This window comes from Corallococcus sp. Z5C101001, from assembly GCF_007352635.1.
In the GTDB taxonomy this organism is placed as follows: Bacteria; Myxococcota; Myxococcia; order Myxococcales; family Myxococcaceae; genus Corallococcus; species Corallococcus silvisoli.
The window spans coordinates 1,281,512-1,307,840 of record NZ_VKLU01000001.1; the positions used below are offsets into that span (position 1 = coordinate 1,281,512).

Consider the following 26,329-nt stretch of genomic DNA (forward strand, 5'->3'; position numbering starts at 1 on the left):
ACGGCCCAGCCATCTTTGCGCGCTCAGAACAACGCACCCGTCGCGAACAGTCGCTGCGGGGGCAGAGAAAGGTTCCTGCTGATGAAGCCCAACCCTCCACTTCTCGCCCTGGCGGTCGGCGCCTTCGGCATCGGCGTAACGGAGTTCGCACCGATGGGCATGCTGCCAGTCATCGCCGGCGACCTCGGTGTCTCCATCCCGGCGGCGGGTCTGCTGGTCAGCGCCTACGCCTTTGGGGTGCTGGTCGGCGCGCCAGTGATGACCTTGATGACCGGCCGCGTGCCGCGCCGGACCCTGCTGGTTGGCCTGATGGGTATTTTCACCCTGGGCAATCTGCTGTCGGCGCTCGCGCCGGACTACTGGACCTTGATGGCGGCCCGGGTGGTGACGTCGTTCAACCACGGCGCCTTCTTCGGCGTGGGCGCCATCGTCGCAGCCGGCGTGGTCGCGCCGAACAGGCGGGCGGGCGCTGTCGCGGCCATGTTCATGGGCCTGACTGTCGCCAACATCACCGGCGTTCCCCTGGCCTCCTGGGCGGGCGAGAGCCTGGGCTGGCGCGCCTCCTTCTGGGGCATCGCGGGTCTGGGCGCCCTGGCGATGGTCGCGCTTCGCTGGACCCTGCCGCACGGCCGGGTCGAGCCCTCTGTCGACAGCGGCGCCATGAAGGCCGAACTGGCGGTGCTGGGGCGCGGCCCTGTCCTGGCCGCCCTCGCCCTGACCGTGATCGGCTCGAGCGCCATGTTCACCGTCTTCACCTATATCGCTCCGATTCTGAAGGAGCAGACGTTGGCCTCGACCGGCTTCGTCACCGCCATGTTGGTGACCTACGGACTGGGGCTGACGCTCGGCAACTGGCTGGGGGGCCGCTTCGCCGACAGGTCGGTGGACCGTACCTTGATCGCCACCCTGGCAGGCCTCGCCACACTGCTGGTCGCATTCGCTGGGGTCATGCCGTGGCAGGCACCCTCCGCCGTGGTGATTTTCCTCTGGGGCGTGGCGAGCTTCGCCCTGGTGCCGCCGCTACAGATGCGGGTGATGACCGCCGCCAGCGACGCGCCGAATCTGGCTTCGGCCATGAATATCGGTGCCTTCAACCTGGGCAACGCCCTCGGTGCGGCCCTCGGTGGGGCGGTCATCGGCCTCAACCTCGGCTATCCAGCCGTGGCCCTGGCCGGGGCGGCGATGGCTGGAGCGGGCCTCATCCTGGTCTTGTTGCTGGTTCGCCGCGAGGCTCGCGTGGTCGCGACGCTCCCGGCGGGCTGCTAGACCGACGATCGTGATTCGCATTTCGCTGAGGTGAGAAGGAACTTCGCACGCATTGGGTCCGCGCTTCGAAGTGACGTCGTCAGGTGTCGCGCGTGGCCCACCAGATGGCCGCGATGAGCGTGGTCACCAATGTTGCAGCCAAGAGCCCTCCCAATGACAGGGCGGCGGCGAGGACTGTGGCTGCTGATGTGAAGGCGACTCGCGCGACTGTGAGCGCGCCAAGACTGAGTGCCAACACTCCGGCCAGCGACAGCACCCGTGCAATGGAGCCTTCCTGTCGGATTGGAATGCCAGCGGCTTTCAATGCCTCGGTCAGGACGACGCGTTCCGATTTCGGAAGAGGAACGTCGAAGAAGGCGGTCGGATCCCTCCGTGCGTCAAACCAGAATGCAGCCACGAGGTTCTCGGTGCTGAGGAGGCGAAGATAGCCAGGGCGGTCGATGGCGCGGAGGACGCGACGTGGCCCCTCGGAGGCAAAGGTTACGCGATCCCCTTCAAGGACGAGGTCTTGCTTGGAGGCTTCCATTGCCGCTCGCCGCTGCCGGGTGACAATGGTGATGCATGCATAGGCGAAAAACATGCTCGTCACGGTGAGCAGCGCCAGTGACAGAGATATCGACACCGTCAGGGCGCCGATCCCGAGAAGAAGCGGCAAGCAGACCAAGGCGAGCACGATCCGTCGATGAGCCAACGCACGAAAATGCCTGGCTTCAACTGCAAAGGTCTGTGGCAGCATCGGGTCCGGTGTTTGTTCGACCATGGTCTCTATTCAGCTCACCTCGAAATGGGGGCATCTTAAAACAGGGCTGCATGGAGGAGCGGCAGGAAATGCGCTTCGGTTCGAGGAGGGCGCCCACCCGCCTCCAGGAGGAGACGAGGTGGGGCGCTACGTGGGACGATGGGTCGGACGGGACCTCGAGCCCCCAGGGTCGGAGGCAATGAACTCTCGTATCCGGGCCTTCCCGTGAGCCCTGGCCGAGAGCACCGCGGCGCTGGTCACCTGGGCACGCGGTTGTCCTCGATGGGCTGGCGGTCGGGAGGGCCGGTCTGGCGCTCCCTTCATCACGAGTGCTCAGCCTTGGATTGCGCGAGACGGCGTGGGTCGAGCGGCTCCTTCAAGCGGAGGCCTGGCGCCTGTCGCGCACGATTCAAGGCGCCGATGGCACCACGACGGACGTGGGGGGCGGACGCATGGGTTGCAGGCGGCCGTAGGTGAGCGAGCGCCACAGCCACTCGGCGGGACCGAAGCGGAAGCGCGCCAGCCACAGGTGGCTGAAGAGGACCTGGAGCGCGAAGGCGGCCAGCGTGAGCGTCACGCAGCGCGACGGCGGCAGTTTGCCAATGAGGCCCAGCCCCCACCCGTCGTAGAAGCAGATGCTCACCACCGACTGCATCAGGTAGTTGGTGAGCGCCATGCGACCCACGGGGGCCAGGAACTGCATCCCTCCCTGTCCCCGGCCGCGCACGAAGAGCAGGGCGAAGGCGGACACGTACACCGCGGCCAGTCCCAGGTAGCCCACCTCCTGGACGGCCGGCATCACGACCGTCCAGAGGCCCCGGCTGGCGTCCACGAGGCCGGCGGTGTTCAGCGCCTGCAACGCGGGCTCCGCGCCGTGGCCCAGCACTCCGAGGAGCAGCCCCCAGCCGAGCAGCTTTCGATGCCAGGGGCGGTTCTTCTCCACATCCTGGAGCAGCAGGTGCCGCCCCGCGAGGAGCCCCAGGAGGAAGCGGCCCAGGCTCTCCACCATCCACAAGAGGCGGTTGACCCGCGGAAGCATCGCCAGGAGGAAGAAGCGCGCATTCTCCTTCTGCGAGGTCCAGAAGGAGTTGCTGGAGAGTCCCTCCAGGAAACGGGCCCGCAGCTGCGCGGTCTGTGCCGCCTGGGCCTTCGCCGCCTCGGCCGCCGCCTCCGCGCCATCCATCAGGATGGGGATGTAGTGCCGCAGGGCGGCCACCGCCATCGGCACCACCACGAGCAGCACCAGCGCCCAGGTGAACACCGTCCGGTCCGACCTCTGCCGGAAGAGCAGCAGTGCGAAGCCCGCAGTCGCATAGACAGACAGCGCGTCGCCGACCCAGACACCGAAGATGTGGACCAGGCCGATGGCCAGCAGCGCCAGCAGCCGTCGCGTGTAGAGCGGGGTGATGGGCTGGCCCCGGGCCTCGGCGCGCGTCAACTGGATGGAGAAGCCCAGCCCGAAGAGGAAGGCGAAGAGGGTGAAGAACTTCTGGCTGATCAGATAGTCATACGCCATCTGCGTGGCGGCCTCGAGCGGAGGCGCCGCCAGGGCGCGCGCCTGCTCGCGGGGCAGGAAGTTGCGTCCGCTGAACCAGGCGAAGCTGTTGGAGATGAAGACGCCGCAGAGCGCGAAGCCACGCAGCGCATCCACCAGGACCACCCGTTCGGTTCTGCCAACCGGGGCGATGGGGGCCTCGTGGGAGGCTGAACCCGACGCCTGCGATGCCTCATTCATGTACGCAACTCCTCCACTGAAAGACAGGAACTGGAACGCTCAGGTGATGCGGGCCCAGAAGGCGCGCACGAGCCGGAGCACCTCATCGGGCTCCTCGACGTGCGAGAACGAGCCGCTGCGCTCCAGCACATGGAGCTCGGCGCTCCTGGCATGGGCGAGTGACTCGCGCTGCAGCGCGGGATACAGCGCCCGGTCGAAGCGGCCCGCCAGCACGAGCAGCGGCACCGCGAGCTCGCTCAAGCGCCGCCTGAAGTCGGGGATGGCTGGAAGCTGTCCGCCGATTTCGAAGTCGATGTCCTCGCCGCAGAACACCGGGTAGAGCGCGACGTTGCGGGCGCCCGGCTCGGTCGCGACCCGCGGGGCATTGTCTGGATTGAAGAACCGCACCAGGCGCGCCGCGCTGGCGAAGAGCGACGCCATCCGCGGGTCGGTCGACCGCACGCCTTCCTTGTGCAGGCGCTGGATCTCCTCCCAGACCTCCGGGCACTGATTGGCGATCTCCCGGTTGAGATTGATGTGGTTGAGGCGCCACATCTCCGGGCTGAACAGGCTGTTGGCGAGCACCACGCTCCGGACCCGCGCGGTGTGTTCGAGCGCCAGCGCTTGGGAGAGCAGCCCCCCGTAGGAGAATCCATAGAGGTGCACCGGGCCGAGGTCGAGCTGTTGCAGCACGGCCGCGACGTCGGCGACGTCCTCCGCGAAGGTGATGTCGCGCAGGTCCTTGGGGACGTCGGACCGGCCTCGCCCGAAGAGGTCGATGTAGATGACGCAGTGGTCGGCCGCGAGCGGGTCGAAGTGGGGGTGGAAGATGACGTGCGAGCCGGCGGGCCCCAGGCCCGCCAGCATGACCACGGGTGTACCGCTGCCGTGTCGCTCGACCCACAAACGCTTGCCGCGGACCGTGACGTAGTCGCCCGGGGGATGGGTGAAGGTGATGCCAGGGTTTGTCGTTGTCGTCGCCATGGATTGCCTCTCCTCGAGTCAGGGGCTTCGCCCGGTCAGTTCCACCAGTAGGAAGCCTTCATCCATAGTGCATCCGCGGCCCGGATGTCGCGAAGCGCGCCGAGGTCGAGCTCGGCCCGTTCGCCGGACGCGAGCACGCGCGCGGGTGCCTGCGAGCGTGTATAGACAAGGAACATCGTGGAGCCGGGCCGGAACTCCCAGCGGAGGACGGCATTGACATCCAGGGTCGCGAGCTGGCTGTCGGGGTTCTTCGTGGGGGCCTCCGCCGCTGTCAGGTCGTCCAGCCGGATGTTCGCCCGCGCATGGTCTGGCGTGAATGAACCGAAGTCGCGATAGTGCCTGGCGACCAGCAGTGTCTGCGCATAGAGCTGGAGCGTGAGCCGGGTCGTCAGGGTGTAGTTGGCGCGCAGCGTGGCGCCGATGCTGCGCGCGTCGAGTCGGCCGAACAGGTACTCGCCCGGTCGAGGCGTGGCCCCCAGGTAGCGCGCCTCGCCGGCCGCGAGGGTGACCTGGGGCAACACCTGCAGCTCGAGTTGCGGCAGCAGATGGAAGCCCAGCTGCGCGCTGTAGGTGAGGCTGTAGCCGTCATCCCGGAACATGCTCACGCTCGTGAGGGAGCCCGACAGCCGCCGCCCCGGAGCGCTCGTGAGGGTCAGGTCCCAACCGACGCTGCCCGTGCGCTCGATGGCGGTGCCATCCCCGACCTCGCGGTCCTCGTAGCGGTTGCCGAAGTAATACACCATGGTGTTGGCCTTCCACGCGTTCTTGAATTGCCATTCGGTGAAGGCGTAGTAGCCGCGAAAGACATTCAAGCCGTCGACGGTGTTCCGGAAGGAGGTCGAGAGTCGCACCCTCACCTCGGCGACCGCGGCGAACGGATCGACCGCCCGGTACTCGACGGTGGGCAGCAGGCGCAGGTGGTTCTGCCGCACCATGAAGCCCAGGTCGTTGAAGTCGAGCCGTCGCCCTGACGCCTCCGCCTCGACGGAGCCCAGCCAGTTGCCACCCTCCTTGGCCGCGAACATCAAGGCTCCCGCGTCGACATCTCCCGACGCGATGACCGTGCCGTCCGGCAGGGTGCGCGGTGGGCCGTTCTGGATGGCGCTCATCAGGGCCTGCCCGCTCACCACGTAGTCCCCCGAGAGAGAGCGCCAGGAGCCATCCGCCGACATCACGTAGCTGTCGTGGAAGCAGCGCGCGCTCGCGGCGACCCGCTCACCCCCGGGGCACAGCTGCCGTGACGTTGTGCTGTCCGCGGACGCCAGCAGTGGATATTCCCCGGTCGGCTCGAGCCGCTGGGTCGCGGTGGCCAGCAGGCCCAGCTGGGCCCGCTCGCTCAGGACCGCGCGCATCCGGCCCACCGTGAACGCGCTGCGAGGCGCGGCCAGCGCGTCGCGCAGGGAGAGGTCCGCTCGCTCGACCTGGACATCGTTCTGTCCCGTGAGCGCCGAAAGCAGGCCCCAGTTCAGATGCGTGCCGAGCGTCCCGCGCAGCTTCGCCGCTCCGTAGATGGTGGTGGGCACTGGAATCGACGTGACGCGTTCGGACTCGGGGGCCTGGGTGAGGACGCCTGGCTTCGTCGGCACGGCGCCGATGCGGCGCGTGTAGAAGGTCCGCCGGGACGTCGGGAAGTAGGTCATCCGCGGCATCTGGAACATGTCCATGCCGTCCAGGAAGAAGGGCCGCTTCTCCGGGAAGAACGTCTCGATGGTGGTGAGGTTCAGGACCTGCTCATCCGCCTCGACCTGGGCGAAGTCGGGGTTCACCGTGAGGTCGAGCCCGACATTCGGGGTCAGGTGCACGCGGGCGTCGAGCCCGCCGGTGGCGCCGTAGCCGGCCCTCCCGTCCACGCCCCGTGCCGCGCGGAGCAGGGCGAAGGGACGCAGCTCGAACGGATTGCCGCGATGCAGCCCCTCCAGCCTGCTGAGCCGGCCGTACCGCGACGTCTCACCGGCCACGGTGCGTGGGATGTAGGCCCATTCCTGGGTCTCCTGGACCGAGGACAGGTAGCGGCGCGCCTGCAGTCCCCAGTCCCCGGCCTTCTCCGGGTCCAGCTGGAAGATGAGCAGGGGGATTCGCAGCTCGGCCGACCAGCCCGTCGCGTGCTGATGGACCCGCGCGTCCCAGACGCCGTCCCAGTCGGCCGAGTAGTCGGTGTCGTTGAAGCGGATGCCGTCTCCCATCACTCCGGCCGCGCTCACCCAGAACTCGAAGGTGCGGGTGCCGTCGCTGATGGTGACTTCGACGCGATCATCACCGATCTTGCGGTCTCTTCGCACCAGCCGCGAGATTCGCGGCGTCTTGAGCTGCTCGCATTCGAATGCAACGTAGAGCGCGTCATCGTCGTAGACGAGCCGCAGGAGGGTGTGCTCGCTGGGGCTCTGCCCTTCGTTGGGGAACTTCTGGGTGAAGGCATCGGTCGCGGCGGCCACGCTCCACACCGGGTCGTCGAGCACGCCATCCAGTCGGGGGCTGTCGTGGGTGCGGATGGCCTGGAGACTCGGCCGCGCTGGCGGTTGGGAGGTGGAGACCGTGTCGGCCATCGCCAGATGGGGGACGAGCAGGGCGGAGGCGATGGCGAGCAGCGCCGCCCCGCGCGCGGCGCGCCTGACGCGGCTGCGTGCGCGCATCGTCGTTCAGCTCCGCCGGGGTGATGCTTCGGGGACCAGCACGACCTGCTGCTCCAGCTCACGCATCCGTTGCGCGTCCGCATCGACGCGGGCCAGCTCCGGGTGGGCCAGCACGACGAACCCGAGATCGAGGCTGCCGAACAGGTCCTTGGTGATAGCCAGCCGATCGCCGTCGCGGATGGCGATCCGGGAGAAGTGATGGCTCGGGAGGTTCTTCACCTCATCGAGGACCGAGGCGTTCCGTACCCGTCCCGCGCGGCGGGCCATCAGGAACAGCACGCGCACGTGCCGGCGCAGCTGGTAGCTGGCGGGCATCGGCTCGTCACTCACGAATCGGCGCACCACGCGGTCGAGCTGGCTCTCCCCCGTCGCGACCCGACAGAAGTGGGGGTGTCCCCCGCCATGGGGACGGGCGCCAATCTCGATGAGCCGGGGGCCCCGCTGGGTGAGCATGAGCTCGATGTGGGCCGCGCCGAAGCGCATGCCCACCGCGTCGAGCACTCCGAACGCGTAACCCACCAGGTCCGCGTAGGCCGGGAACAGCGGCGACATCCACGACATGGACTCGTAGACGGCCATGTGACCGCCGTTGTCGACCTTGTGGTAGCGGCAGATGTCGCTCACCGAATGGACGCCCGCGTGGCTGGCCGTGTCGACCACGTACTCGGTGCCCTCGCAGTACTCCTGGACGACGAGGCGGTCGTTGAGCAACCCGAGGCGATTTCGCTGGCCCAGCATCGACGTGAAGACGTCGTGCCAGCCTTCGCCCCGGGCGACGCGGGTCACCCCGTCGGTGCTGGCGCTCTTGGGGGGCTTGATGACCAGGTCCCGGCCCCGCAGGCCGGAGCGTTCAATCCACGCCTCGACCTCGTCGGGGTCGTCGGTGCAGATCTGCTCGATGATGGGAAGCCCCGCTTGCGCCACGGCCCGGGCCATGTCGCCCTTGTGTCGGCGCGCGCTGGCGGTCTCGGGCGCGTTGGCGACTTCGGGAACCACCTGGGGCGCGACCAGGTCCGCGAGCTCGACTCCCGACTCGCACCCGGCCAACACGCAGCGGGGACGCAGGGCGCGCAGGCGCGCGATGGCCGTGCTCAGTCCGTCGGACGCGACGATGACCTCGCTGAAGTCCTCCGGGCGGTAGGACGCCGCATAGACGTCGGGCGGGGTGGGCGCGGTCACCAGGGCGACCGAGGGCACCCCAGCCTCGCGGAACGCAGGCGCGTAGAGCGCGCCTGACGAGTACGGGTCTACGATCACCGCGGGACCCGCCGGGGCATACGCACTCATGGTTCAGACCTTCCCCGTGCGAGCGAGCCGGGCCGCGGCGGCGCAGTACCGCCGCCACGCGTCCGCCACCTGGGGGCTCAAGCCGCGCGCGCGCACCGCGGAGTGGACGAGGCCCGGCTCGACGACGAGCTCGACCTGGGTGCCGTTCTCCCTCAGGCGCTGCGCGTAGGCCTGCGAGTCCACGAGCAGCGAGTCCATCTCCGCGCCCATGATGTAGGCCGGAGGCAGGCGATCGAAGCGCCCGCTCACCAGCGGTGACACGTATGGATGGGCGACCTGTCCGGGGAGCGGCGCGTAGCAGGCGGTGTAGTACTCCATCTCTCCGCTCGTCAGGAGTGGCGCGTCCGCTCCTCCGGAGCGCCAGCGGGTGAAGTCGAGCACCGGGCTGATCAACGCCTGTCCGCGCAGCGACGGACCGCCCCGGTCGCGAGCCATCATCGCGACCACGACCGCCATGTTCCCCCCCGAGCTGTCTCCGCAGATGACGACCTTCGCGGGGTCGATCCCGAGCAGGCCAGGCGCACTGATGAGACCGCACACGACGTCGTGGCAGTCCTCGAGCGCCGCGGGGAACGGGTGCTCGGGCGCCAGGCTGAAATCAGGGGCGACCGTGACGAGGCCCGTCTGCATACAGAGCTCGGCGAGGACCGTGTGGTGGGTCTCGAGGGAGCCGACCACGAACCCGCCACCGCGGATGTAGATGAGCAGCCCATCATCGACCTGTCTCTCGGGCCGGTAGACGCGCGCCGACACGTGGCGCCCGCCGTGCGGGATGCGCACGTCCTGCGTGGTCACGCCAGGAGGCACGTCGTAGGGGAACTCAATGGTCAGCCCCTGGTAGAGGGCACGCTGCTGCTCGTTCGGGAGCTTGTAGAAGTCGGGAGGCATGGCCGCGTTGCAGCGGTCGATGAACTCCTGGATGCCAGGTGCGTAGTCTGCCATGTCATGCTCCGGTATCAGGTTGGGGGGACTCGACCTGCGCCACGGGGAGGCTCGCCACGTGCGGTTGCCGGATGGCTTGCAGGATGCCTCGGCGCAGCAACATGGGCAGACACAAGACGGTGCCGAGCCCTCCCGCCCACAGCGCGACGGGCAGCCCCCACAGATGAATGCACCCGGCCGCCAGGAGGCTGCCAATCGACCCGGCACCCCAGAGGAAGAAGCGCTGGACCGAGTTGACCCGGCTGAGCATCACGTCGGGGGTCTCGAGCTGCCGCAGGGTCAGGGAGGTGGGACCGAACACCCCTTCGCCCACGCCATGAATCACCCCACTGGCGACCAGGCCCACGAGCGACCCGAGGGAGCAGGCGGCGGCGGTCAGCACGAGGCCGAGCACCGCCACCGACGCGCTCACCACCAGGCTGCGTGCCACGCCGAAGCGCGCGGTGAGCCGGGCCGACAGGAGATTCCCGAGAGGGAATCCGATACCGACCGCGCCCACGACGAGGCCGATGCCGGTCGCGCTCAATCCCAGCACGCTCTTGCAGTAGAGAATCAGGCTGGCTTCGATCATGCCCAGGAACAACACGTAGACCACGCCGCACGAGATGACCGGCTCCACGCGGCTGTGGAGGAAGACGAAGGTCGTCCCCTCGCGGATGTCGCGGACCAGCCAGCCCCGCTCGCGCGGCTTGGGGACGGAGCGGACGGTGGTCGGGCGGATGGCCAGCAACGTCACCAGCGAGGCCATGAAAGTGAGGGCGTTCGCCCAGAGGGCCACGAACGCGCCGAACGCGGCGATCACCGGCCCGGCGGCCATCGGGCCGATGGTCCGTGAAATCGACTCGGAGAAGAACAGCCTCGAGTTGCCGACGTGGAGCTCCTCCTTCCGCGTCAGGAGCTCCGGCAGATACGAGGTGTAGGCGACCTGGAAGAACACCACGGCGCAGCCACTGATGGCGACCAGCGCCATGAGCACGGGGAACGACAACGCATGCAACAGGGCGAGTGCCGCGATGATGGCGAAGGCCACCGCCTGCACCGCGTCACACACCAGCATCGTCAAGCGCCGCGGCAGGCGGTCCACGATGGCGCCGGCGGGAAGGCCGAGCACGAGGAACGGAGCGGACAGGGCGAAGGGCAGGAGCGCCGCCTGCGCCGCCGGGGTGCCCACCATCTCAAGCGCCACGAGCGGCAGGGCGACGACCGCGAACTGGTCTCCCATGAGGCTCAGGGATTGCCCCGCCCACAGCAGGCGGAAGTCACCTCGGCGAGAGGGCAGGTCGGCTGAAGGGGGAGGGGAGGTCATGACGAGGGCTCAGGAGTGCGACAGGGGAAGGGCCGCTGCCGCGCGGTGCAGGTCTCGGGGCGGGGAAACGGACTGCGTCGAGGCTCCGGGTGTCAGCTCACGCCCAGGCTCCTGGCCTCGTCGGCGGAGCCCGAGAGCGTGAAGGCTCGCTCCGCTTCCTTCGCCGCCGCGTTGCACGCCTCGGCGCTCTCACCCCGCACGACCACGTAGCCATAGCGGCATGACACGTGATCGTTCGGAGGCAGGACCAGCCGCTGGCCGGGAGACGCGAGGACGCGCGCCAGGTCGACCGCCGGCGGAAGCCGTGTCTCGTCGACGCGCACGTCCGCGACGACCACATCGCGCTCCGGGTAGAGGAACCGGATCGCCGCGACGTCTCGCCGTGCGTGCTCGACCACGGGGAGCTGGCCGCACGCGACCTCGACCGCGACCCGGCCCGGATCAATTCCCGACGCGAGCCAGCCGACGTACGGAATCATGTCGCCGCCCAGGCGCGCGTTGATCTCCACGATCTTCGGCCCGGAGCGGGTGAGGCGCAGCTCGGTGTGGGTGATGCCCGTCTGGAGCCCGACGGCCTGGTGCGCCCCGGCGAGCACCTGGCGCAGCGCGGGGTCCTCGAGGAGGGGGTCCGCCGCGTCGACGACGTGGCCCGTCTCCTCGAAGTGGGGGTAGAAGCCCGTCACCTTGCGTGCCAGATACAGGGGCTGCATTTCGCCGTCGGCGAAGGCGGCATCGACGCTGATCTCCGGGCCGTCCATGTACTCCTCGATGAGCACCCCGGCGTCGAAGGAGGGGACCCCGTCTTCTCGCGCATCGCGGGCATGGGCGTAGGCGGTCGCCAGCTCACGCGGGCCGTCCACGAGGCTCACACCGAAGCTCGCGCCCAGGGCGCGTGGCTTGACGATGACCGGGTATCCGATGGCCTGGGCGGCGGCGTCGGCCTCGGCGGCCGTCGACACGGCGATGGAGCGGGCCTGGGGTACTCCGGCGGCGGCGAGGGCGCCGCGGGTGCGGTGCTTGTCCCGGCAGTTCGAGATGGCCTGGGAGGGCCCCGAGGGAAGTCCCAGGGTCTCCGCCAGCCGGGCGGCATGGACGATGCGGATTTCATCCCAGCAGATGACGCCGTCGAACGCGACCTCGGCGCGCAGGTCACGCGCCGCCGTGAGCATGGCATCGACGTCCAGGGTGTCGACCTTCGTGCTGCCAGTGACATAGGGCCGCTCCCATTGCGACTCCCGGTCGATGAACAGCCAGACCCTCGCATGGTTTGAAATCATGCGGAGCAGGTACTCACGGTACAGGTGGTATCCGCTGGAGACGAGCAGGACGGTGCGGGGAGATGTCGTGTCAACCTTGAACGGTTGGGGCATGGCTCGGCTTCCTGTGGGGATCGCATGGGGACGGACAGGCCCCGGTTGGAGCGGGTTCATTGGCGAGGATGCCCCGCCACCGCAAGCGCACGAGCGCACCCGGCTCGTCTGGGAATACGGCCACGACTTCATCTCTCAGGGAGACCAGCGGAATGGCTCCTTTGCGCAGGTGCTTGAGCGTGATGCGTCGTGAGTGCCAGGGACATTGGATGGCCCCGGCCTGGGAGTCCCAGGTCCCCAGATGCAACGGACCTCCACGGTGCGGGCAGGCGGACGCGACGAGGAGAAGCTCATCGGAGGAGCGCAAGAGGAAGAAGCGCCGCCCGCCCACTTCCAGGAGATTCACCCGCCGGGGGTCGAACCTTAGGACAGGCACTTGCGGTAGTCCTCGATGGAGTAGATGGTGTAGACGCATCGCTCCGAATCGATGATCGCGCCATGCAAGCGATTGTGTTGGATGACCGTGCCCTCGCCCGCGTTCAACACCGTGTGACGCTCATCACCGGTGACGAAGTGCATCACCCCCGAGTCGATGTGACAAAGCTCATCCCCGTCGTGGACGTGGGTCACGGAGAGCTCGCCACGGGGCTCGATGAACTGCTGCCGCTTGGGCTTGAGCTCACCGCTCTGGATCTTCGCGTAGACGGCCGGGTGCAACGCCTTGTACTTCGGGCCGTCGTCCGCCCAGGCCACCTGGTCGCAGAAGTCCTGCTCGCCGATCCGCCCCAGCAGCCGGGCCTCCTCGAAGCCTCGGACGATCTCGGGGATGATGCCCTCGCCGTAGGCCGCGACCGCGGGCTTCACCAACTCATCCAGCACCATCTGACTGTGATGGTTGTCGATGTGGACGTGCTCCAGGAAGTACTGGGCCTCCGCGTCCGGTCCGAAGACGGCGCGGAGCATGTCCGCCATCTGCGCGCAGGAGGAGATGAAGGCCGTCTCTGCCTGGTAGATGGCCCCGAGATAGCGGAAGACCTTGGTGTGATCCCGGGAGATCCAGTTGTAGTAGTTGTTCAGCAGCAACGACGAGGTCAGATAGAACTGCCAGTAGGCATGCGGCCGCGGATCCAGGCCGTGAGCGCTCATCATCTTCTCGAAGAGCGTGCTGTGCTTCGTCTCATGGACCCCGTACCCGTACTCATCGATGACGATCTTGAAGAGCGCGGACTGGAGCCGGCCGAAGTGGCCCAGGACGTTCCGGCCCATGGCGGAGGCCTCCAGCAGGAAGTCTCCGGCGAGCTGGGTCAGGAACGTGCGCGCCGCATGCTCCCGGTTCGATGAGCCCAGGATGGCCGACATCGCCTTGTTTTCGTCGGAGCGATGGAGTGATTTGGCGTAGTCCTGGAAGTACGACTCCAGTGTCGCGGCCGTCCAGCGACCGCTGATCGAAACCTCCTTCTGGAGGAAGTCGAACGAGTAACGCTCGAGCCAGGGGCGCACCACCGCACCCAGCGCCAGCGAGCGAGGCGAATAGAACTCCTCGAAGTCCGCTCGCTTCGCCTCGAAGTCACGCTCGGGGAGCAGGACGAAGTCCTGCTCATAGAGCGTCAAGAGCGTCCGCTGCGCGGCCAGGCTGCTGTAGGTGAGGATTTCGTCCTGGCTGAGGGGCTTGGCGAAGTCCAGGTGTTTGAAGACATGAGGGCGGAGGGTTCGTCGGTAGGGGTTTCCATGGACCCGCCACTCCTCCGTATCCACGAACAATTCGCTCTCTCCATACTGGATGAGGCAATTCTTGAAGTGGGAGTAGTCTCCGAGATCAACGGCTGCGGGCGTCGTCTTGCTGGGCGTGTGTCTCATTCGGGGTTCCCCATGAACCCGCTTGTATCCAGGCCGTCCGTGCACGCTCTATCCGGTTCTTGCGCTGAGCTGCGTGCCCGGGGGGCGACCGTTCAGCGTTGATCCGATCGGGGCGAATCAGGGGATGACGGCAATAACCGGATAGAGCGTCCGCGAGCCGTTGAACGAGGCTTGTGAACGATTCGCTCCCTGGAGCCGTTCGTGTCTTCTCCCGTCCCTCTTCCATTCTCCACGGAAAATGAGCGTTGGATAGCAGTGGTTGCGCGGGATGTTCGTGCGGAGGACGCGTTTGTCTATGTCATGTCTTCGAGCCGCATCTTCTGCCGTCCGACCTGCACGGCCCGTCGTCCGGTCCGGAGGCAGATCCGGTTCTTCTCGACGCGCGAGGAGGCGGTGGCGGCGGGCTACCGCGCCTGCCGCCGGTGCAAGCCAGACGCGGAGTCGCTCCTGCGACAGCATCAGTTGCTGATCCAGCAGGCCTGCCAGCTCCTGGAGCAGACGGAGGGGCCTGTGTCGCTCGAGTTCATCGCCCGCAGGGTGGGGCTCAGCCGCTTCTATTTCCATCGACTGTTCAAGCGATACGTGGGGGTTACGCCCAAGGAGTATTCGGCGTCGTGCCAGTTCAAGCGGTTGGAGGCGCTGCTTGAGCGCGGCACGTCCATCATCGATGCCATCTACGATTCGGGCTTCAGCTCCACGAGTCGCATCTATGAGAAGACAGACAAGGAGCTGGGAATGACCCCGGCCAAGTTCAAGTCCGGTGGGAGCGGCCTGCACATCTATCACGCGACCGTCGAGTCTCCGGACAGTCATCTCCTCGTCGCGTTGACGGAGCGGGGGACGTGCATGATCGAGTTCGGGGACACGCCGTCGGAGCTGATAGAGAGGCTGATGGCGCGCTTCCCGGGCGCGAAGTTCGCCGGTCCGCATCCAAGGCTCACCGCGGTCCTTCCCCGGATCATCGAGCTGATCGAAGGTCCACGGTCGGACCTCCAGCTCCTGGACTCGCTTCAACGGACGGCCATTCAGCGCAAGGTTCGCAAGATCCTCCAGGACAGCTGGCCTCCGCGCGAGGGCAGCGGGCGGAGCCCCTCCCTCCGCGTCCCCATGCCGACCCGCGGTTCCCCAACTCACTCCCAGTCCACGGATGGAGCCAGTCACGATGACCGACATTCTTGATGATGCTGTTCGCCTCGCGAACGCCTGGCCGCTTCATGAGTCCATTGAATCGTTCGAGGCGAACCTGGCGCGCCACGTCCCAGAGGGGCTCTCTGGCAATTCGCTCAATCGCATCTACCGGAAGATGATTCCCCGCTGGCACTTCGCCATGCTCAACGACGTGGCGCGCAACCAGGCGTTCTCCTCGGCGTTGCAGGCATTGACGCGATCCGGCGATCTCGTCCTGGACGTGGGGGCGGGCTCGGGGTTGTTGGCGATGATGGCCGTGAGGGCAGGCGCCCGCGCCGTGGTCTCCTGCGAGGTGGTCGAGCCCGTGACCCATATCGCCCGGCGGATCATCGAGGCCAATGGCCTCGCCGACCGAATCTCCATCGTGCCGAAGCGGTCGTCCCTGCTCACGCTCGGTCAGGACCTGCCGGCCCGGGCTGACCTGCTCGTCACGGAGACGGTCGACTGCGGCCTGGTGGGCGAAGGCCTCCTGCCCATCATCCGCCACGCGCGGGCGGAGCTCCTCAAGGAGGACGCGCGGATCATCCCCGCCAGGGCCAAGGTCTTCTTCTCCTTACTGGAGAGCAGCGTCATCCACCGCATCAACTTCGCGAAGGAGGCCGCCGGGTTCGACGTCAGCCTGTTCAACCGCTTCTCTACCCAGGAATACTTCCCGGTCCGCATCTCGACCTGGGACCATGCCCTGCTGAGCCCACCGGTCGAGGCCCTTTCGTTCGACTTCCGGCACGATGCGCTGGAGCCCCAGACGGTGCGCGTCTCCGTCACGCCCTCGCGCAGTGGCGTCGTCCACGGCGTGCTCTTCTGGTTCGAGCTGGATCTCGGTGGGGGCATCCTCCTCTCCAACGCACCCGAAAACCTCTCAAGTCATTGGATGCAGGCGGTCCAGGGGTTCGAGATGCCACTTCGGGTCGAGGCGGGCCGGCCCCTGTGCGCCGAGATCAACCAGGGTCTGACCAGCATCCACTTCGCGCTGACCCCTTGAGCTGAAGTCCCGGGTCACGCTTCCATTAATAGACCCATCTGCTGTCGCGGCGCGCCTCGGCGATGCCGGCGGCCTTGAGGGCCCGGCTCAAGAGGCGGACATCCAGCGGGGATTCTGGCCGGCATGCGGACATGAGGCCATGCGCGCATATCGCCATTCCCTCGACCCACTCCTCTGCCGCAGCTGAAGCAGTCCTCGCCCTCGAATGGCGGGAGTGCGGGCCGCCCTTCGACGTCCACCGGCGCTGCTTCCCCCGGCAGGGATACTGCCAGTCTCAGTGCCGCCATGAGGGCGCGTCCGAGCGATGCGCCGCGCGCGCAGGCGACTGTGGCGTTCCGAGGAGGGGCGAGCGGATCACCGGGACGCGGAGCGCCGGCGGCGGGGCTTCGGCGAGCCCGGGCGTGAGCGCAGACGTTTGAGCGCGCCCCATGGGCGAGGAGCGCGGCTTCCGGCTGGTAGGGGACGGCACTGACGTGGCCGAGGCCAACGCCTTCCTGCGCCGCTGGCTCTGCGCGGGCTGCCTCCGGGCTCCGTGCGCGCCTACGCGATGGACCTGGTGGTGCTGCGGCGCTGACTGCAGGGCCGGGTGCTGGCGGCGCGGGACTGACGGAAGCGTTGCTGCTCGACGATGTGCGAGGCCCTGTCCAGGTGGCCCCCGTGGCCCATCGCGGCTGGTCCGGCCAGCCTCCGCGGCTTCCGCGGGCAGGTGGCCTCGGTCGGTTTAGGGCCGGCCGCGCCAGGCTGGCCTGCCCACCTCTCGGCTTCATGCCGCGTTTCCCAGCTCTCACTGCTGGGCAAGGAGGGCTTCTCGTCCGTACTGAGCGGCCGCGGAAGTGAGCGGCGATGGGGCGCGGCGCACCCTGACGCAGGGGCATGGTCGCTGGACGGGCCTCGCGAAGGTGCAGGGCCTCGCCGCGAGGGCAATCTTTGCAAAGAGGGACGGCAATGCTTGCACGGAGGGAATGCAAGCGTTGCTGTCGGGCCCGGCGCTCCCTCCCATGTGACACGGGCCTCCGCGGGACAGGGGACTGGCATGGGCCGTGCTGGCCCGTGCGTCGACGCATGCCGCGTCTTTCTCCAGGAGCCCTCGATGAAGCTCTCCCGCCTGTTGCCCTCCCTTGCCCTGGCGCTGTGCCTCTCCAGCGGAAGCGCGCTCGCGGACACCGCGACGTGTACGCCGTCGCACGTGGCGGTGCTGTCCAACCGCATCCATGTCCGGTGCACGGCCTCGGTGGCCGGAGGCATCTGGTACTTCGCGCTGTCCACGGCCGACGCGGCGCACGCCAACCGGATGCTGTCGCTGCTCACCTCGGCGCTGGTGGGTGGGCGCTCGATGACCATCGACTACAATCCGTCCTCCACGGCGGGGACGGCCATCGGCTGCCTGTCGAGCGACTGCCGGCTCATCAACTACACGATGCTGTTCTGACAGCGTCGGGTCGGAGGTCACACATGAAGACACGACAAGGGCTGGTGCTGCTGGCCTCCGCGCTGGCGGCGCTCTCCGCTCGGGCGGCCACCTGGAACGAGGGCATCCGCGATGGCACACCCACCGTCTGCTTCGTGGGGGACGCGCTCACCTCGCGTCCCGACCGCGTGCAGCAGGTGCTCGGCTACATCCAGGACTACGAGCGCGCGGCCAACATCCGCTTCACGTACCTGGGGACGTGCCCCGCGCCCATCGTCCTCCCCAACGGGACGGAGTGGCACGACGGCGACATCCGGGTGCTCCTGAGGGGCACCGGCGTGCCCTTCCTCGGCAGGGTGCCCGGGGTGGGGTGCCCGATGTTCCTCGACGAAAACGGGCAGTACACGGGGGAGAACAACTCCGGGACGAGCTGGTCGAACGGCCCGAACTCGCTCGAGGAGAATCGGGGCTGCCGCTACAACATGAAGCTGGGGGATGACGCCGACGCCCAGGGAGTCCCCTGGAAGAACCACACCCTCCACGAGTTCGGCCATGCGATGGGCCTGACCCACGAGCACCGGCGCGACGACGCGGACGCCGCGGTGGCGTGCAGCGACCCGGACTTCGGCGGCGGCAACGGCAGCGGGCACCTGACGGTGTATGACCGCTACTCGGTGATGAACTACCAGTTCCCCACGTGCGGCATCGACGGCAACTATGGCCACTCGGGGCTGTCCGAGCTGGACCGGCTGGGGCTGCACATCCTCTACCCGGAGCCGACGCCCGTCGCGGAGCTATGGGGACGGACGGTCATCCGGACCACGGAGCCGCTGTTCCTCACGTCGGGGTGGGGTGCGCGCGGCGCGGACGTCAGCTTCTCCGCGCCCTTCTTCCTCTGGACGCTGTCGAGCGTCAACGTCAGCACCACGAGCACCCTGTCGATGTCCCTGCTGGCGGGGGCCTATCCGCTCCAGCTGTCGTATCTGGACTTCCGGGGCCGGTTGTACACGTACTCCGGGACGGTGAAGGTGCTCACGCCGACGGAGTACACGCGACGGGTCGTCTCCCCGGTCGCCGCGCTATCGCCGTTGATGTGATTCGAGCGGTGACGCGGGAGTGTCTCGCTTTCCGTGCTGTGGTGGAGGCAGGGGCGGGCTCCTCCTGGCCGCCCTGCCTCCGCGGGCCCCGCGTCACCACCCCATGCACGAATTCACGCGATGGGTGCATTGCAGGGAGTCCGAGACGCAGGCGCTCTGGCATACGTCATATTCGCAATAGCCGCAGTTGTCGCGGCAGGCATTGCGGCAGGGGAACTTGCCAACGCCACATGCGGCATGACAGGTCGACATGCAAGGCGTCAGTCCTTGCCGAAGGGTCTCGACGGAGGGCTCGGAGACTTCACCCTCGGATTGCGTCGTCGTATGCTGGAGTGAACCGACGAATCCACCCCAGCTCAGGACGCCGGCCGTCGGTCGGCTACGGACATGGGCCTTCCCCAGGCGGCCTGCAGGAGCTGCCGCTCACCGTGGGGACAGTAGCGATCCCTCCATGGGGCGTCGAGGAGCTACCGGCCGCCAGGAACCCACCCCTGGGGGGATGGACCAACCGGCTGCACTCTGCCTTCGACCGCGCGGCCTCCCTGCTCCACATGCTCTCCGACGACTTGTCGAGCTGAGAGAAGTCTGCGGGGCTCGACGCGTACTCACTCCCTGTTGTTCGCCGTGCTAGCGACCCTGCATGGATTCGACCCTGTCAAAGAGGGGCGCCAGCGCGCGTTCCATGGCGTTGGCGGTCGCATCGCCGCTCTGGTTGGTGATGATGAACACCCCCAACTGATACTTCGGCACGAGGTAGAGATAGCATTGCGCGCGAGGCACGCCGCCGTGATGCACGTAGTGGGTGCCCAACTGGCTGCTCTGGCCGATGTTCCAGAAATAGCCAATGCTGAAGTCCTCCGCGAAGCGCACCAGCGGCTTGTGTGACTCTGTCACCGCGGGATGGTTGCTCAACTGCAAGCGCAAGTACTTCACCATCTCCGGCATCGTCGCCTTCAAGGCTCCCGCCGCGCCCCAGGGCAGGAGTGGCATCGGCGTGGTGCCGACCGGGTTGTCGCTGTGGTAACCCGGAGCCAAGCGGTTGGCGTCCTGGGCACGCAGGCGCAGCCACGTGTCGTGCATACCGGCTTCCCGCGCCAGGAACTCCGCGAGCAACGACTCGTAGGGAGCCCCGTGGATCTTCTCGAGGGTATGCGCGACCAATTCGGTGCCGGCGCTCGAGTAAGCATAGTCCTTGCCGAGCGGGCCCTTGATGCTGACGGTGTGCAGGTCCTGCCAGAACTGCGGCTGCCCGTAGTCCGCATAGGCGGCATTGAGCTTGGCCGGGGTGGCATGCGAAGTGAAGTCCCTCAACACCTCATTCACTTGCTGTGGCAGCATCCCCGGCATGCCGCTGGTGTGTGTGACCAGATGGCGCAGACGGATCGGTCCGCCGTCTGACTGAAGGTTCGGATAGGCGGACGGCAGATACTTTTGTATCGGGTCGTCGAGGGTCGCCTTGCCTTCGACGACGGCATTTGCCAACAGCAGGCCGACGAAGGTCTTGCTGACCGACCCTATCTCATAGAGGGTCGAATCATCGGGCGGATTGGACTTGCCGGTCTCCAGCTCACCCCGATGCAGGATGAACTCCTCGCCGCGATAGACCACTGCGATCGACGTTGCGTGCAGCAGTCGTGACTGCAGCAGGGTCGTCGCGGCTTGGTTCATTGCCGTGGGGATATCGCGGGCGGGTGCAGGGCCCGTCGTCTTGCAAGCGGCCAGCACCAGCATCATTCCAGCAATGGCTACGGAGCGTTTGTTCATCAGGAGCATAAAGGGGATGGGCACTCTCGCACGCTCCCCAGGTCGGAGCCAGACACGCAAGGCCCCCCTCGCGGTAGCAGCGGCTCATGCGCATAGCCTGGAACACGAGAAGTTCTCGGTGTCACCTCGACTTGATTCCCGACGCGTGCTCAGGGTTCATCTCCTCCGCCCCAGGATTCCCTCCTTCGTCCGCAGCCCCGAGGGCAACGGCTGTGCCGAGCGCTTCATCCGCACCCTCAAGGAGCAGCTGCTCTGGGTGCGCACCCTCTCCACCGTGGAGGAACTCCGGAGGGCCCTGCTGGACTGGGCCCACCGGGACAACGAGCACTGGCTGTTGGAACGCCACCACTTCCTCTCACCGAGTCAGGCCCGGCGAGCGCTGATGCAGTCGAAGCAGGCGGCCTGATTACGACCAACCTGGTGTCTCAACAATCCGGTGCGGTACAGGGGTTCGCCCTCCCGCGGTCAGTCGCCTCGCAGTGCCTCCGACACGGGGAGGCGCGCGGCGCGGAGGACCGGGAGGAGGCTCGCGACGACGCAGATGACGAAGAGCAGCGCCGTTGCCGCGCTCAGCGTCACGACGTCATCCGGAGCGACGCCGAAGAGGAAGCTGCGGCCAAGGTGCGCCGCGACGAGCGCCGCGGGAACGCCGAGCACCAGGCCGATGCCCGCCAGTTGGACCGCGTCACGCAGCACCAGACTCGCCACCGACCACGCGGACGCGCCCAGCGCTCTCCGCACAGCCAGCTCGCGCGTGCGCTGCCGGACCGAGTAGAGCAACACGCCGCTGAGCCCCACTACCGCAAGCACCAAGGCGCATGCCCCCAAGGTGCTCGCTAGCAGGGCGAGTGAACGCTCCGTCGAGGAGTCCGCGCGAACGACGTCGTCCTGGGTCCTGACGTAGGTCAGCGGGACACCGGGAGCCAGCGCTTCGAGCTCCTTGCGGAGCGCGAGAACGACCGACAGCGGGGCGCCCTGGGTCCGGACCTCGATGGTTGCCTGCCCCAGCAACTCCTCGGACGCCTGGGCGAGTGGCACATAGACCGCCCAGCGAGTGCGGCTTGCGTCGTCCCGGATGGAGGGGCGGATGTCCTTGGCGATGCCCACCACCGTCAACGGCTCGCCGCCGCCCGTGAGCCGGACCACGTGCCCCAGCGCGCCCATCCCGGGGGAGAGATAACGGGCAAGGCTCTCGCTGATCACCGCGACGCGTGCCGCGCCGGCAGAGTCGGAGGGGGCGACGTCGCGGCCCGCGACCAGTGCCACCCCCATGGTATCGAAGAACCGGGGCGTCACCGCGTTGATGGACACCCGGGCGGGGCTCCCTCTCTCCCCGCCCTCCTCGAGTTGTCGCTCGAAGTAGCCGCCGAAGTAGGGGGCTCTCGACACGGAGGCCGCCCTCACGCCGGGCAGGGCTCCCAGCCTCTCCGCGAGCCGGGTGTACAAAGCGAGCTCGCGCGTTCGCTCATAGCCGAGCAGCGACGGGTAGAGGCTCGCGAGCAGCACCTGCTCCCGCTCAAATCCCAGCTGCACTCCTTCCACGTTCCTCACGCTGCGCAGCAGCAGTCCCGCGCCGGACACGAGCACCATGGACAGCGCGACCTGGAGCACCACCAGGGCTCGCGCGAAGCGCGAGCGCGGCGCCCCGACAGCTTGGCCTCGGTGGATGCCCTGGCCCATGTCGAAGCGCGTGGCGCGCAGGGCGGGAAACAACCCACACAGGAGCGTCGTGCCGACGGCGGACAGGGTGGAGAACAGCATCACCCTCCCGGAGGGATGGAACGACAGGGATTCGGAGTTCATGTCCTGGCTAAGCAGGAGCAGGAGCCCATCACCCATCCACCAGGCGGTGAGGAGCCCCAGGCCCGCCGCGAGCCCCGACAGGGCCCCGCTCTCCACCAGGAGCTGCCTCACGATGTGGCCGGAGCGTGCCCCCAGGGCCTGTCGCACCGCCAGCTCGCGCCGCCGCGCGATCGCTTGCGCCAGGAGGAGGTTCGCGACGTTGCCGCACGCCACGAGCAACATCAACAGGACCATCCCCAGCAGAAGCAGGAGGGGGACGCGCAGCGCCTCATGCGCGAAGCTCTCTCCATGGGCGATGCTTCGCAGCTCGAGCCTCGCGGCCAGCAGGCCCGGGTCCGCGCTGGGAAAGCGCTGAAGCAACGCGTCATGGGTGCTGGACAGCTCCGCGAGCGCTGCCGCCGCTGTGGCGCCTTCCGCGAGGCGCACCACCACCCCGGCCTGATGGTCCTTCAACCCCAGACGGGCCTGGAGCCAGAGCGGTAGCGTCACCTGGGGCGGCCTGTCCCCGCGGGCCAGGCCGAAGTACTCACGCGGGGTGACGCCGATGATGGTTGAAGCAACACCTCCGACCACCAGCGTCGTGCCGATGACGGAAGGCGACCGTCCGAAACGCAGGGCCCACCACGCGTCGCTCAGGACGACTACGGGCTCGGCTCCCGGGCGGTCATCCTCCTCGCGAAGCAGCCGGCCCACCTGTGCCCGGACGCCCAGCACCTGATACCCGTTGCCCGTGAGGAACTGGCTCGACACCATCTCGGCTTCGCTGCGGGTGCCCACGACGAGGCGGGAGCCATCCTCCGCAAAGAGCCCCGCGATCGCGCTCGCGCCCGTGCGCCGCTCACTGCGCAGGCCCTCCACCAGCTCCGGAGCGAAGCCACTCTGGTAGCCCCGCTCCGGGAGGTTGCGGCCGACAGCGTAGAGCTGCTCGGGCCGGGTCACGGGCAGCGGGCGGAGCATCACGGCATCAATCAACCCGAAGACCGCGATGGTAGCCCCGAGGCCGAGCCCCAGCGAGGCCACCACCACAAACGACAGACCAGGGCTGCGCGTCAGCAGACGCCTCACGCTGGTGAAGTCCTGCCGCAGCCCGTCCAAGAATCGTGAGAACCCCATCCCCATGAAACCTGCAGTCGTCGTGCCGTCGCCCTGCCGACGAGCAGGGCCGAGTCTCACACGGAAGGTGTGCCGGAAGTGGGAACTTCATGTCCCGGAGCCGGACACCCTGAGCGCCGCGATGCCGGCCGCGTGCTCACCACACCTGGCAGGCGTCGGCGCCTCGCGACATGGGGCTCCCCGCCTTGCAAGCGAAGGACTCCTGGAACGCGGGGAAGTTCGCCAGGGAGTTGTTCACGCGGAACCTGGGGAGTGAGTGGGGGTTGGTGAGCACGTGGCGGCGGGCAGCCTCCGGGCGATCCGCGGAGCACCAGGAGAAGGCGAAGGAGAGGAAGAATCGCTGACGGGCGGTGAGTCCGTCGGCGCCAACGTCATCCAGGGATCTTCCCTCTTTCCGGAGCGCGGATTGGAGCGCCAGGAACGCGATGTGAACCCCGCCGTTATCGGCGGTGTCCTCTCCCAGGGTGAACCGCCCGTTCGTCTTGATGCCCAGCCAGGGCAGCTCCCGGGTGTACTGCCGCGCGATGCAGTCCACCCGCTCGTCGTATCGCCTCGCATCCTCCGCGGTCCACCAGTCGCGGAGGTTCCCCAGGCCGTCGAACTTGCGGCCCTGGTCATCGAACCCGTGGATGACCTCGTGGCCAATCACCACGCCAATGGCGCCGTAGTTGACGGAGAGGTCGAGCGAGGGGTCGAACAAGGGCGGCTGGAGGATGCCCGCGGAGAAGTTGACGGAGTTGAGCTGCGCGTCGCAGTAGGCGTTGATGGTCGGCGGAGTCTGCGACCACTCCGCGCGGTCGACAGGCCTTCCAATCTTCGCGAGCTGCCGGCGGACCTCGAACCCGGTCGCCTGGGCGACGTTGCCGAGAAAGTCCGTTCGGCTCACCTTGATCTGGGAGGAGTCGCGGAAGCGCGCCGGGTAGCCGACCTTGTTCTCGAGGGTCCGGAGCTTGGCTCGCGCCGCCGCGCGCGTCTCCGGGCTCATCCAGTCGAGCCGCCCGAGCTGGGCGTCGAGCGTCTGCTCGATCGTCTCGACCATCGCCTCCACCTGCTCCTTGCTGGAGCGCGGGAGGGCGCGGCTCACATAGGCCTGTCCCAGGGCCTCTCCCAGGTCCCTGTCCGCGTACGCGACGCAGCGGCGCCAGCGTGGGCGCAGCTCCCGAGCACCGGAGAGCACGCGCCCATAGAAGCTGAAGTTCTCGTCGACGAACGCCTTGGGAAGGACCTCCGCCCTGCCGTGGAGGGCCCACCACCGCAAATAGGCCTTCCAGTGGCTGAGCGACTCACGCTGAATCAGCCGCTCGACCGCGTCGAGGAAGCCAGGGGTCGCCACGATATAGTGACGGGCGGCGGGCGCGCCCACGGCCTTGAGGTACGCCGCCCAGTTGAAGGACGGCGTCGCCGCCCTCACCTGCACGAGCGTGCGCACGTTGTCGAGCTTCTTCGGGTCCCGTCGCGCGACGGCATCCATGGAGGCCCGGGCGAGCGCCGTCTCGATTCCGAGCACCGCGTCGGCATCCCGCGCCGCACCCTCAGGCGACGCACCGGCCAGGATGAACATCTCGCGGACGTGTTCCTGATACCGCGCGCGCTGCTCCTGGAGCCTGGGGTCTTCCGACACGTAGTAGTCACGACCGGGGAGCCCCAGGCCTCCCTGGTCGATCGCCGCGACAAGGAGGGTGGAGTCCGCGAAGTCCTGCGTGGGACCGAACCCAAAGAGCGCTGCCGGAGTGCCCGTGTCGTTCTTGTTGAAGCCGCCCGTTGAGTTCGGTGCCGACAGGTGAAGCCGGGCGACCTCGGCCGCGAGCGCCGCCTTGCTCCGCAGGCCATCAATGCGGCGTAGGTCCGCGGCGAGCGCGCCCAGACCCGCCCGTTCCACACCGGCTTCGTCCATGCAAGCCGTCCAGTAGTCCCCGATCTGTCGCATGGCGGGGGAGGGCGATGGCTCGAGCCTGGACGCACGCTCCAGGGTCTCGCGAAGCACCGTCTGGTTCCAGAGCTTGAGATTGGAGGTGGTGGTCCAGAAGCCCTGGTCCGCGGGAATTGGGTTCTGGCCGAGCCAGCGCGCGCACGCATATTGATAGAAGTCCGTGCATGGGTCGAGCGTCGGGTCCGCGAGGTTCGACATGAACCGGCTGAGTTCGACGGAGTCACCCGCGTCCGCAGGGGTGCCAGGGCACAGCGCCAGCAGGCCACAAAGGCCCGCGCCAAAGAGGGAACGTTGCATGGTCGTCCTCTCTTCTGCATCACCCGTGCCTCATGCCCGCGGGACTTCGCTCCCGCGGAGGGGCTCGGCCGGCGCTCCGGAACTGGGAATCGACGTCCCACGTCCGGACTCGGGCTCAGCGAGCCATCGTCGTGGACATCCTTCGGTCACCTCATCTCGGGTGTCCACAAAACCCGGGAAGGGTCATCAGTCAATGACGTTCGGCATACAGACACCCCGCGGGTAGGCCGTACAATACTGCCCCGTGGGGCAGGCCGGCAGGCCCTGTCCACATTGGCGCAGCTCCTGCTCCGCACCCTGGAGGGGCGCCGGCTCCTCGCTCTCCAGCTCCGGGCCGCCACAGCCGATGCCCAGCGCGCCAGCGGCCATCCACAGCACTCCGACCATGCTCAATCGCATTGTTCCTCCGAAGCTGGATTCCATGTTCATGCAGCGACGTCAGTCTATCACGCCTGTCCAAAGGCGCGGAGCCACGGCCGCGTTCACGAGCACGTCGTGGAAACAGGCATTTGCATACGACAGGGGAAATGACGAGTGCCCCTGGCTCTCGCCGAAGAATCCATAGCGCCCGTCAACGCGACTCAACGACTCCATCCCCTGCTCTTCTCCTGGGGTAGAAAGCGACTGCATCCGGGGAGGGGCGGCGCGAGGGCCGAATGGGCGGAGGTGCTATCCTCACAACGCCTTTCAACCCGGAAAGGCATTTGAGGAG

19 protein-coding genes and 1 pseudogene are annotated in these 26,329 nt (G+C 67.7%); 6 read left to right on the top strand and 14 right to left on the bottom strand.

The genetic code is table 11. From position 1 onward, the window contains the following. Positions 1–81: 81 nt before the first annotated feature. Positions 82–1,266 (top strand): MFS transporter, encoded by a 1,185-nt coding sequence (locus FOF48_RS05220; RefSeq protein ID WP_143898994.1) that lies wholly within the window; start codon positions 82–84, stop codon positions 1,264–1,266. A 79-nt stretch (positions 1,267–1,345) separates the two neighbouring features. Here the strand turns inward: FOF48_RS05220 and FOF48_RS05225 are convergent, their stop codons facing one another. The 10 genes from FOF48_RS05225 to FOF48_RS05270 all read right to left on the bottom strand — a co-directional run bounded on the left by FOF48_RS05225 (position 1,346) and on the right by FOF48_RS05270 (position 13,933). Beyond that, entirely contained in the window at positions 1,346–2,026 is a 681-nt protein-coding gene (locus FOF48_RS05225; RefSeq protein ID WP_143898995.1) for a hypothetical protein, read from the bottom strand. 388 nt (positions 2,027–2,414) lie between these two features. Next, positions 2,415–3,740, bottom strand: coding sequence for a DUF418 domain-containing protein (locus FOF48_RS05230; RefSeq protein ID WP_143898996.1), 1,326 nt, complete (start codon positions 3,738–3,740; stop codon positions 2,415–2,417). Positions 3,741–3,779: 39 nt separating this feature from the next. Continuing rightward, a complete protein-coding gene (locus FOF48_RS05235) occupies positions 3,780–4,703 on the bottom strand; it encodes an alpha/beta fold hydrolase (RefSeq protein ID WP_201755791.1) in 924 nt (307 codons plus the stop codon). Between the two features lie 35 nt (positions 4,704–4,738). After that, positions 4,739–7,333, bottom strand: a complete 2,595-nt coding sequence (locus FOF48_RS05240) for a carbohydrate binding family 9 domain-containing protein (RefSeq protein WP_143898997.1) — start codon at positions 7,331–7,333, stop codon at positions 4,739–4,741. 6 nt (positions 7,334–7,339) lie between these two features. Then, a complete protein-coding gene (locus FOF48_RS05245; protein ID WP_143898998.1) occupies positions 7,340–8,620 on the bottom strand; it encodes an ATP-grasp domain-containing protein in 1,281 nt (426 codons plus the stop codon). Positions 8,621–8,623: 3 nt separating this feature from the next. Beyond that, positions 8,624–9,562: an alpha/beta hydrolase gene (locus FOF48_RS05250; RefSeq protein WP_143898999.1), complete on the bottom strand. Its 939-nt coding sequence runs from the start codon at positions 9,560–9,562 to the stop codon at positions 8,624–8,626. A 1-nt stretch (position 9,563) separates the two neighbouring features. Continuing rightward, positions 9,564–10,868 (bottom strand): MFS transporter, encoded by a 1,305-nt coding sequence (locus FOF48_RS05255; RefSeq protein WP_143899000.1) that lies wholly within the window; start codon positions 10,866–10,868, stop codon positions 9,564–9,566. A gap of 92 nt (positions 10,869–10,960) precedes the next feature. Beyond that, on the bottom strand, positions 10,961–12,238 hold the full coding sequence (locus FOF48_RS05260) for an ATP-grasp domain-containing protein (protein ID WP_143899001.1): 1,278 nt from the start codon (positions 12,236–12,238) through the stop codon (positions 10,961–10,963). Then, complete coding sequence (locus FOF48_RS37690) at positions 12,216–12,653, bottom strand: Rieske 2Fe-2S domain-containing protein (RefSeq protein WP_143899002.1); 438 nt, start codon at positions 12,651–12,653, stop codon at positions 12,216–12,218. The genes FOF48_RS05260 and FOF48_RS37690 overlap by 23 nt, the downstream gene beginning before the upstream one ends. Then, positions 12,602–13,933 carry an iron-containing redox enzyme family protein gene (locus FOF48_RS05270; protein ID WP_255441934.1) on the bottom strand — a complete coding sequence of 444 codons (1,332 nt, stop codon included), beginning with the start codon at positions 13,931–13,933 and terminating at the stop codon, positions 12,602–12,604. Before FOF48_RS05270 ends, FOF48_RS37690 begins: the two co-directional genes overlap by 52 nt. Before the next feature lie 303 nt (positions 13,934–14,236). Between FOF48_RS05270 and FOF48_RS05275 the strand changes: the two genes are divergently transcribed. From FOF48_RS05275 to FOF48_RS05290, 4 genes are all read left to right on the top strand, one after another. Further along, complete coding sequence (locus FOF48_RS05275; RefSeq protein WP_255441908.1) at positions 14,237–15,214, top strand: bifunctional transcriptional activator/DNA repair enzyme AdaA; 978 nt, start codon at positions 14,237–14,239, stop codon at positions 15,212–15,214. Beyond that, positions 15,183–16,205 carry a 50S ribosomal protein L11 methyltransferase gene (locus FOF48_RS05280; protein ID WP_255441909.1) on the top strand — a complete coding sequence of 341 codons (1,023 nt, stop codon included), beginning with the start codon at positions 15,183–15,185 and terminating at the stop codon, positions 16,203–16,205. Before FOF48_RS05275 ends, FOF48_RS05280 begins: the two co-directional genes overlap by 32 nt. A 1,090-nt stretch (positions 16,206–17,295) precedes the next feature. Next, on the top strand, positions 17,296–17,634 hold the full coding sequence (locus FOF48_RS05285) for a hypothetical protein (RefSeq protein WP_143899005.1): 339 nt from the start codon (positions 17,296–17,298) through the stop codon (positions 17,632–17,634). Positions 17,635–17,657: 23 nt separating this feature from the next. Continuing rightward, positions 17,658–18,710 carry a hypothetical protein gene (locus tag FOF48_RS05290; RefSeq protein ID WP_143899006.1) on the top strand — a complete coding sequence of 351 codons (1,053 nt, stop codon included), beginning with the start codon at positions 17,658–17,660 and terminating at the stop codon, positions 18,708–18,710. A gap of 627 nt (positions 18,711–19,337) precedes the next feature. On the opposite strand, the gene FOF48_RS05295 is transcribed toward FOF48_RS05290, so the two are convergent. Further along, complete coding sequence (locus FOF48_RS05295) at positions 19,338–20,498, bottom strand: serine hydrolase (RefSeq protein ID WP_255441910.1); 1,161 nt, start codon at positions 20,496–20,498, stop codon at positions 19,338–19,340. Between the two features lie 154 nt (positions 20,499–20,652). On the opposite strand from FOF48_RS05295, the pseudogene FOF48_RS05300 reads away from it, so the two are divergent. Next, positions 20,653–20,880: pseudogene (locus FOF48_RS05300) on the top strand (hypothetical protein); the annotation flags it as partial. Positions 20,881–20,939: 59 nt separating this feature from the next. Here the strand turns inward: FOF48_RS05300 and FOF48_RS05305 are convergent. The 3 genes from FOF48_RS05305 to FOF48_RS36340 all read right to left on the bottom strand — a co-directional run bounded on the left by FOF48_RS05305 (position 20,940) and on the right by FOF48_RS36340 (position 26,010). Continuing rightward, complete coding sequence (locus FOF48_RS05305) at positions 20,940–23,396, bottom strand: ADOP family duplicated permease (RefSeq protein WP_143899008.1); 2,457 nt, start codon at positions 23,394–23,396, stop codon at positions 20,940–20,942. Between the two features lie 130 nt (positions 23,397–23,526). After that, positions 23,527–25,617, bottom strand: a complete 2,091-nt coding sequence (locus FOF48_RS05310) for a M13 family metallopeptidase (RefSeq protein ID WP_143899009.1) — start codon at positions 25,615–25,617, stop codon at positions 23,527–23,529. A 186-nt stretch (positions 25,618–25,803) separates the two neighbouring features. Next, positions 25,804–26,010: a hypothetical protein gene (locus tag FOF48_RS36340; RefSeq protein ID WP_161664099.1), complete on the bottom strand. Its 207-nt coding sequence runs from the start codon at positions 26,008–26,010 to the stop codon at positions 25,804–25,806. Positions 26,011–26,329 lie beyond the last annotated feature (319 nt).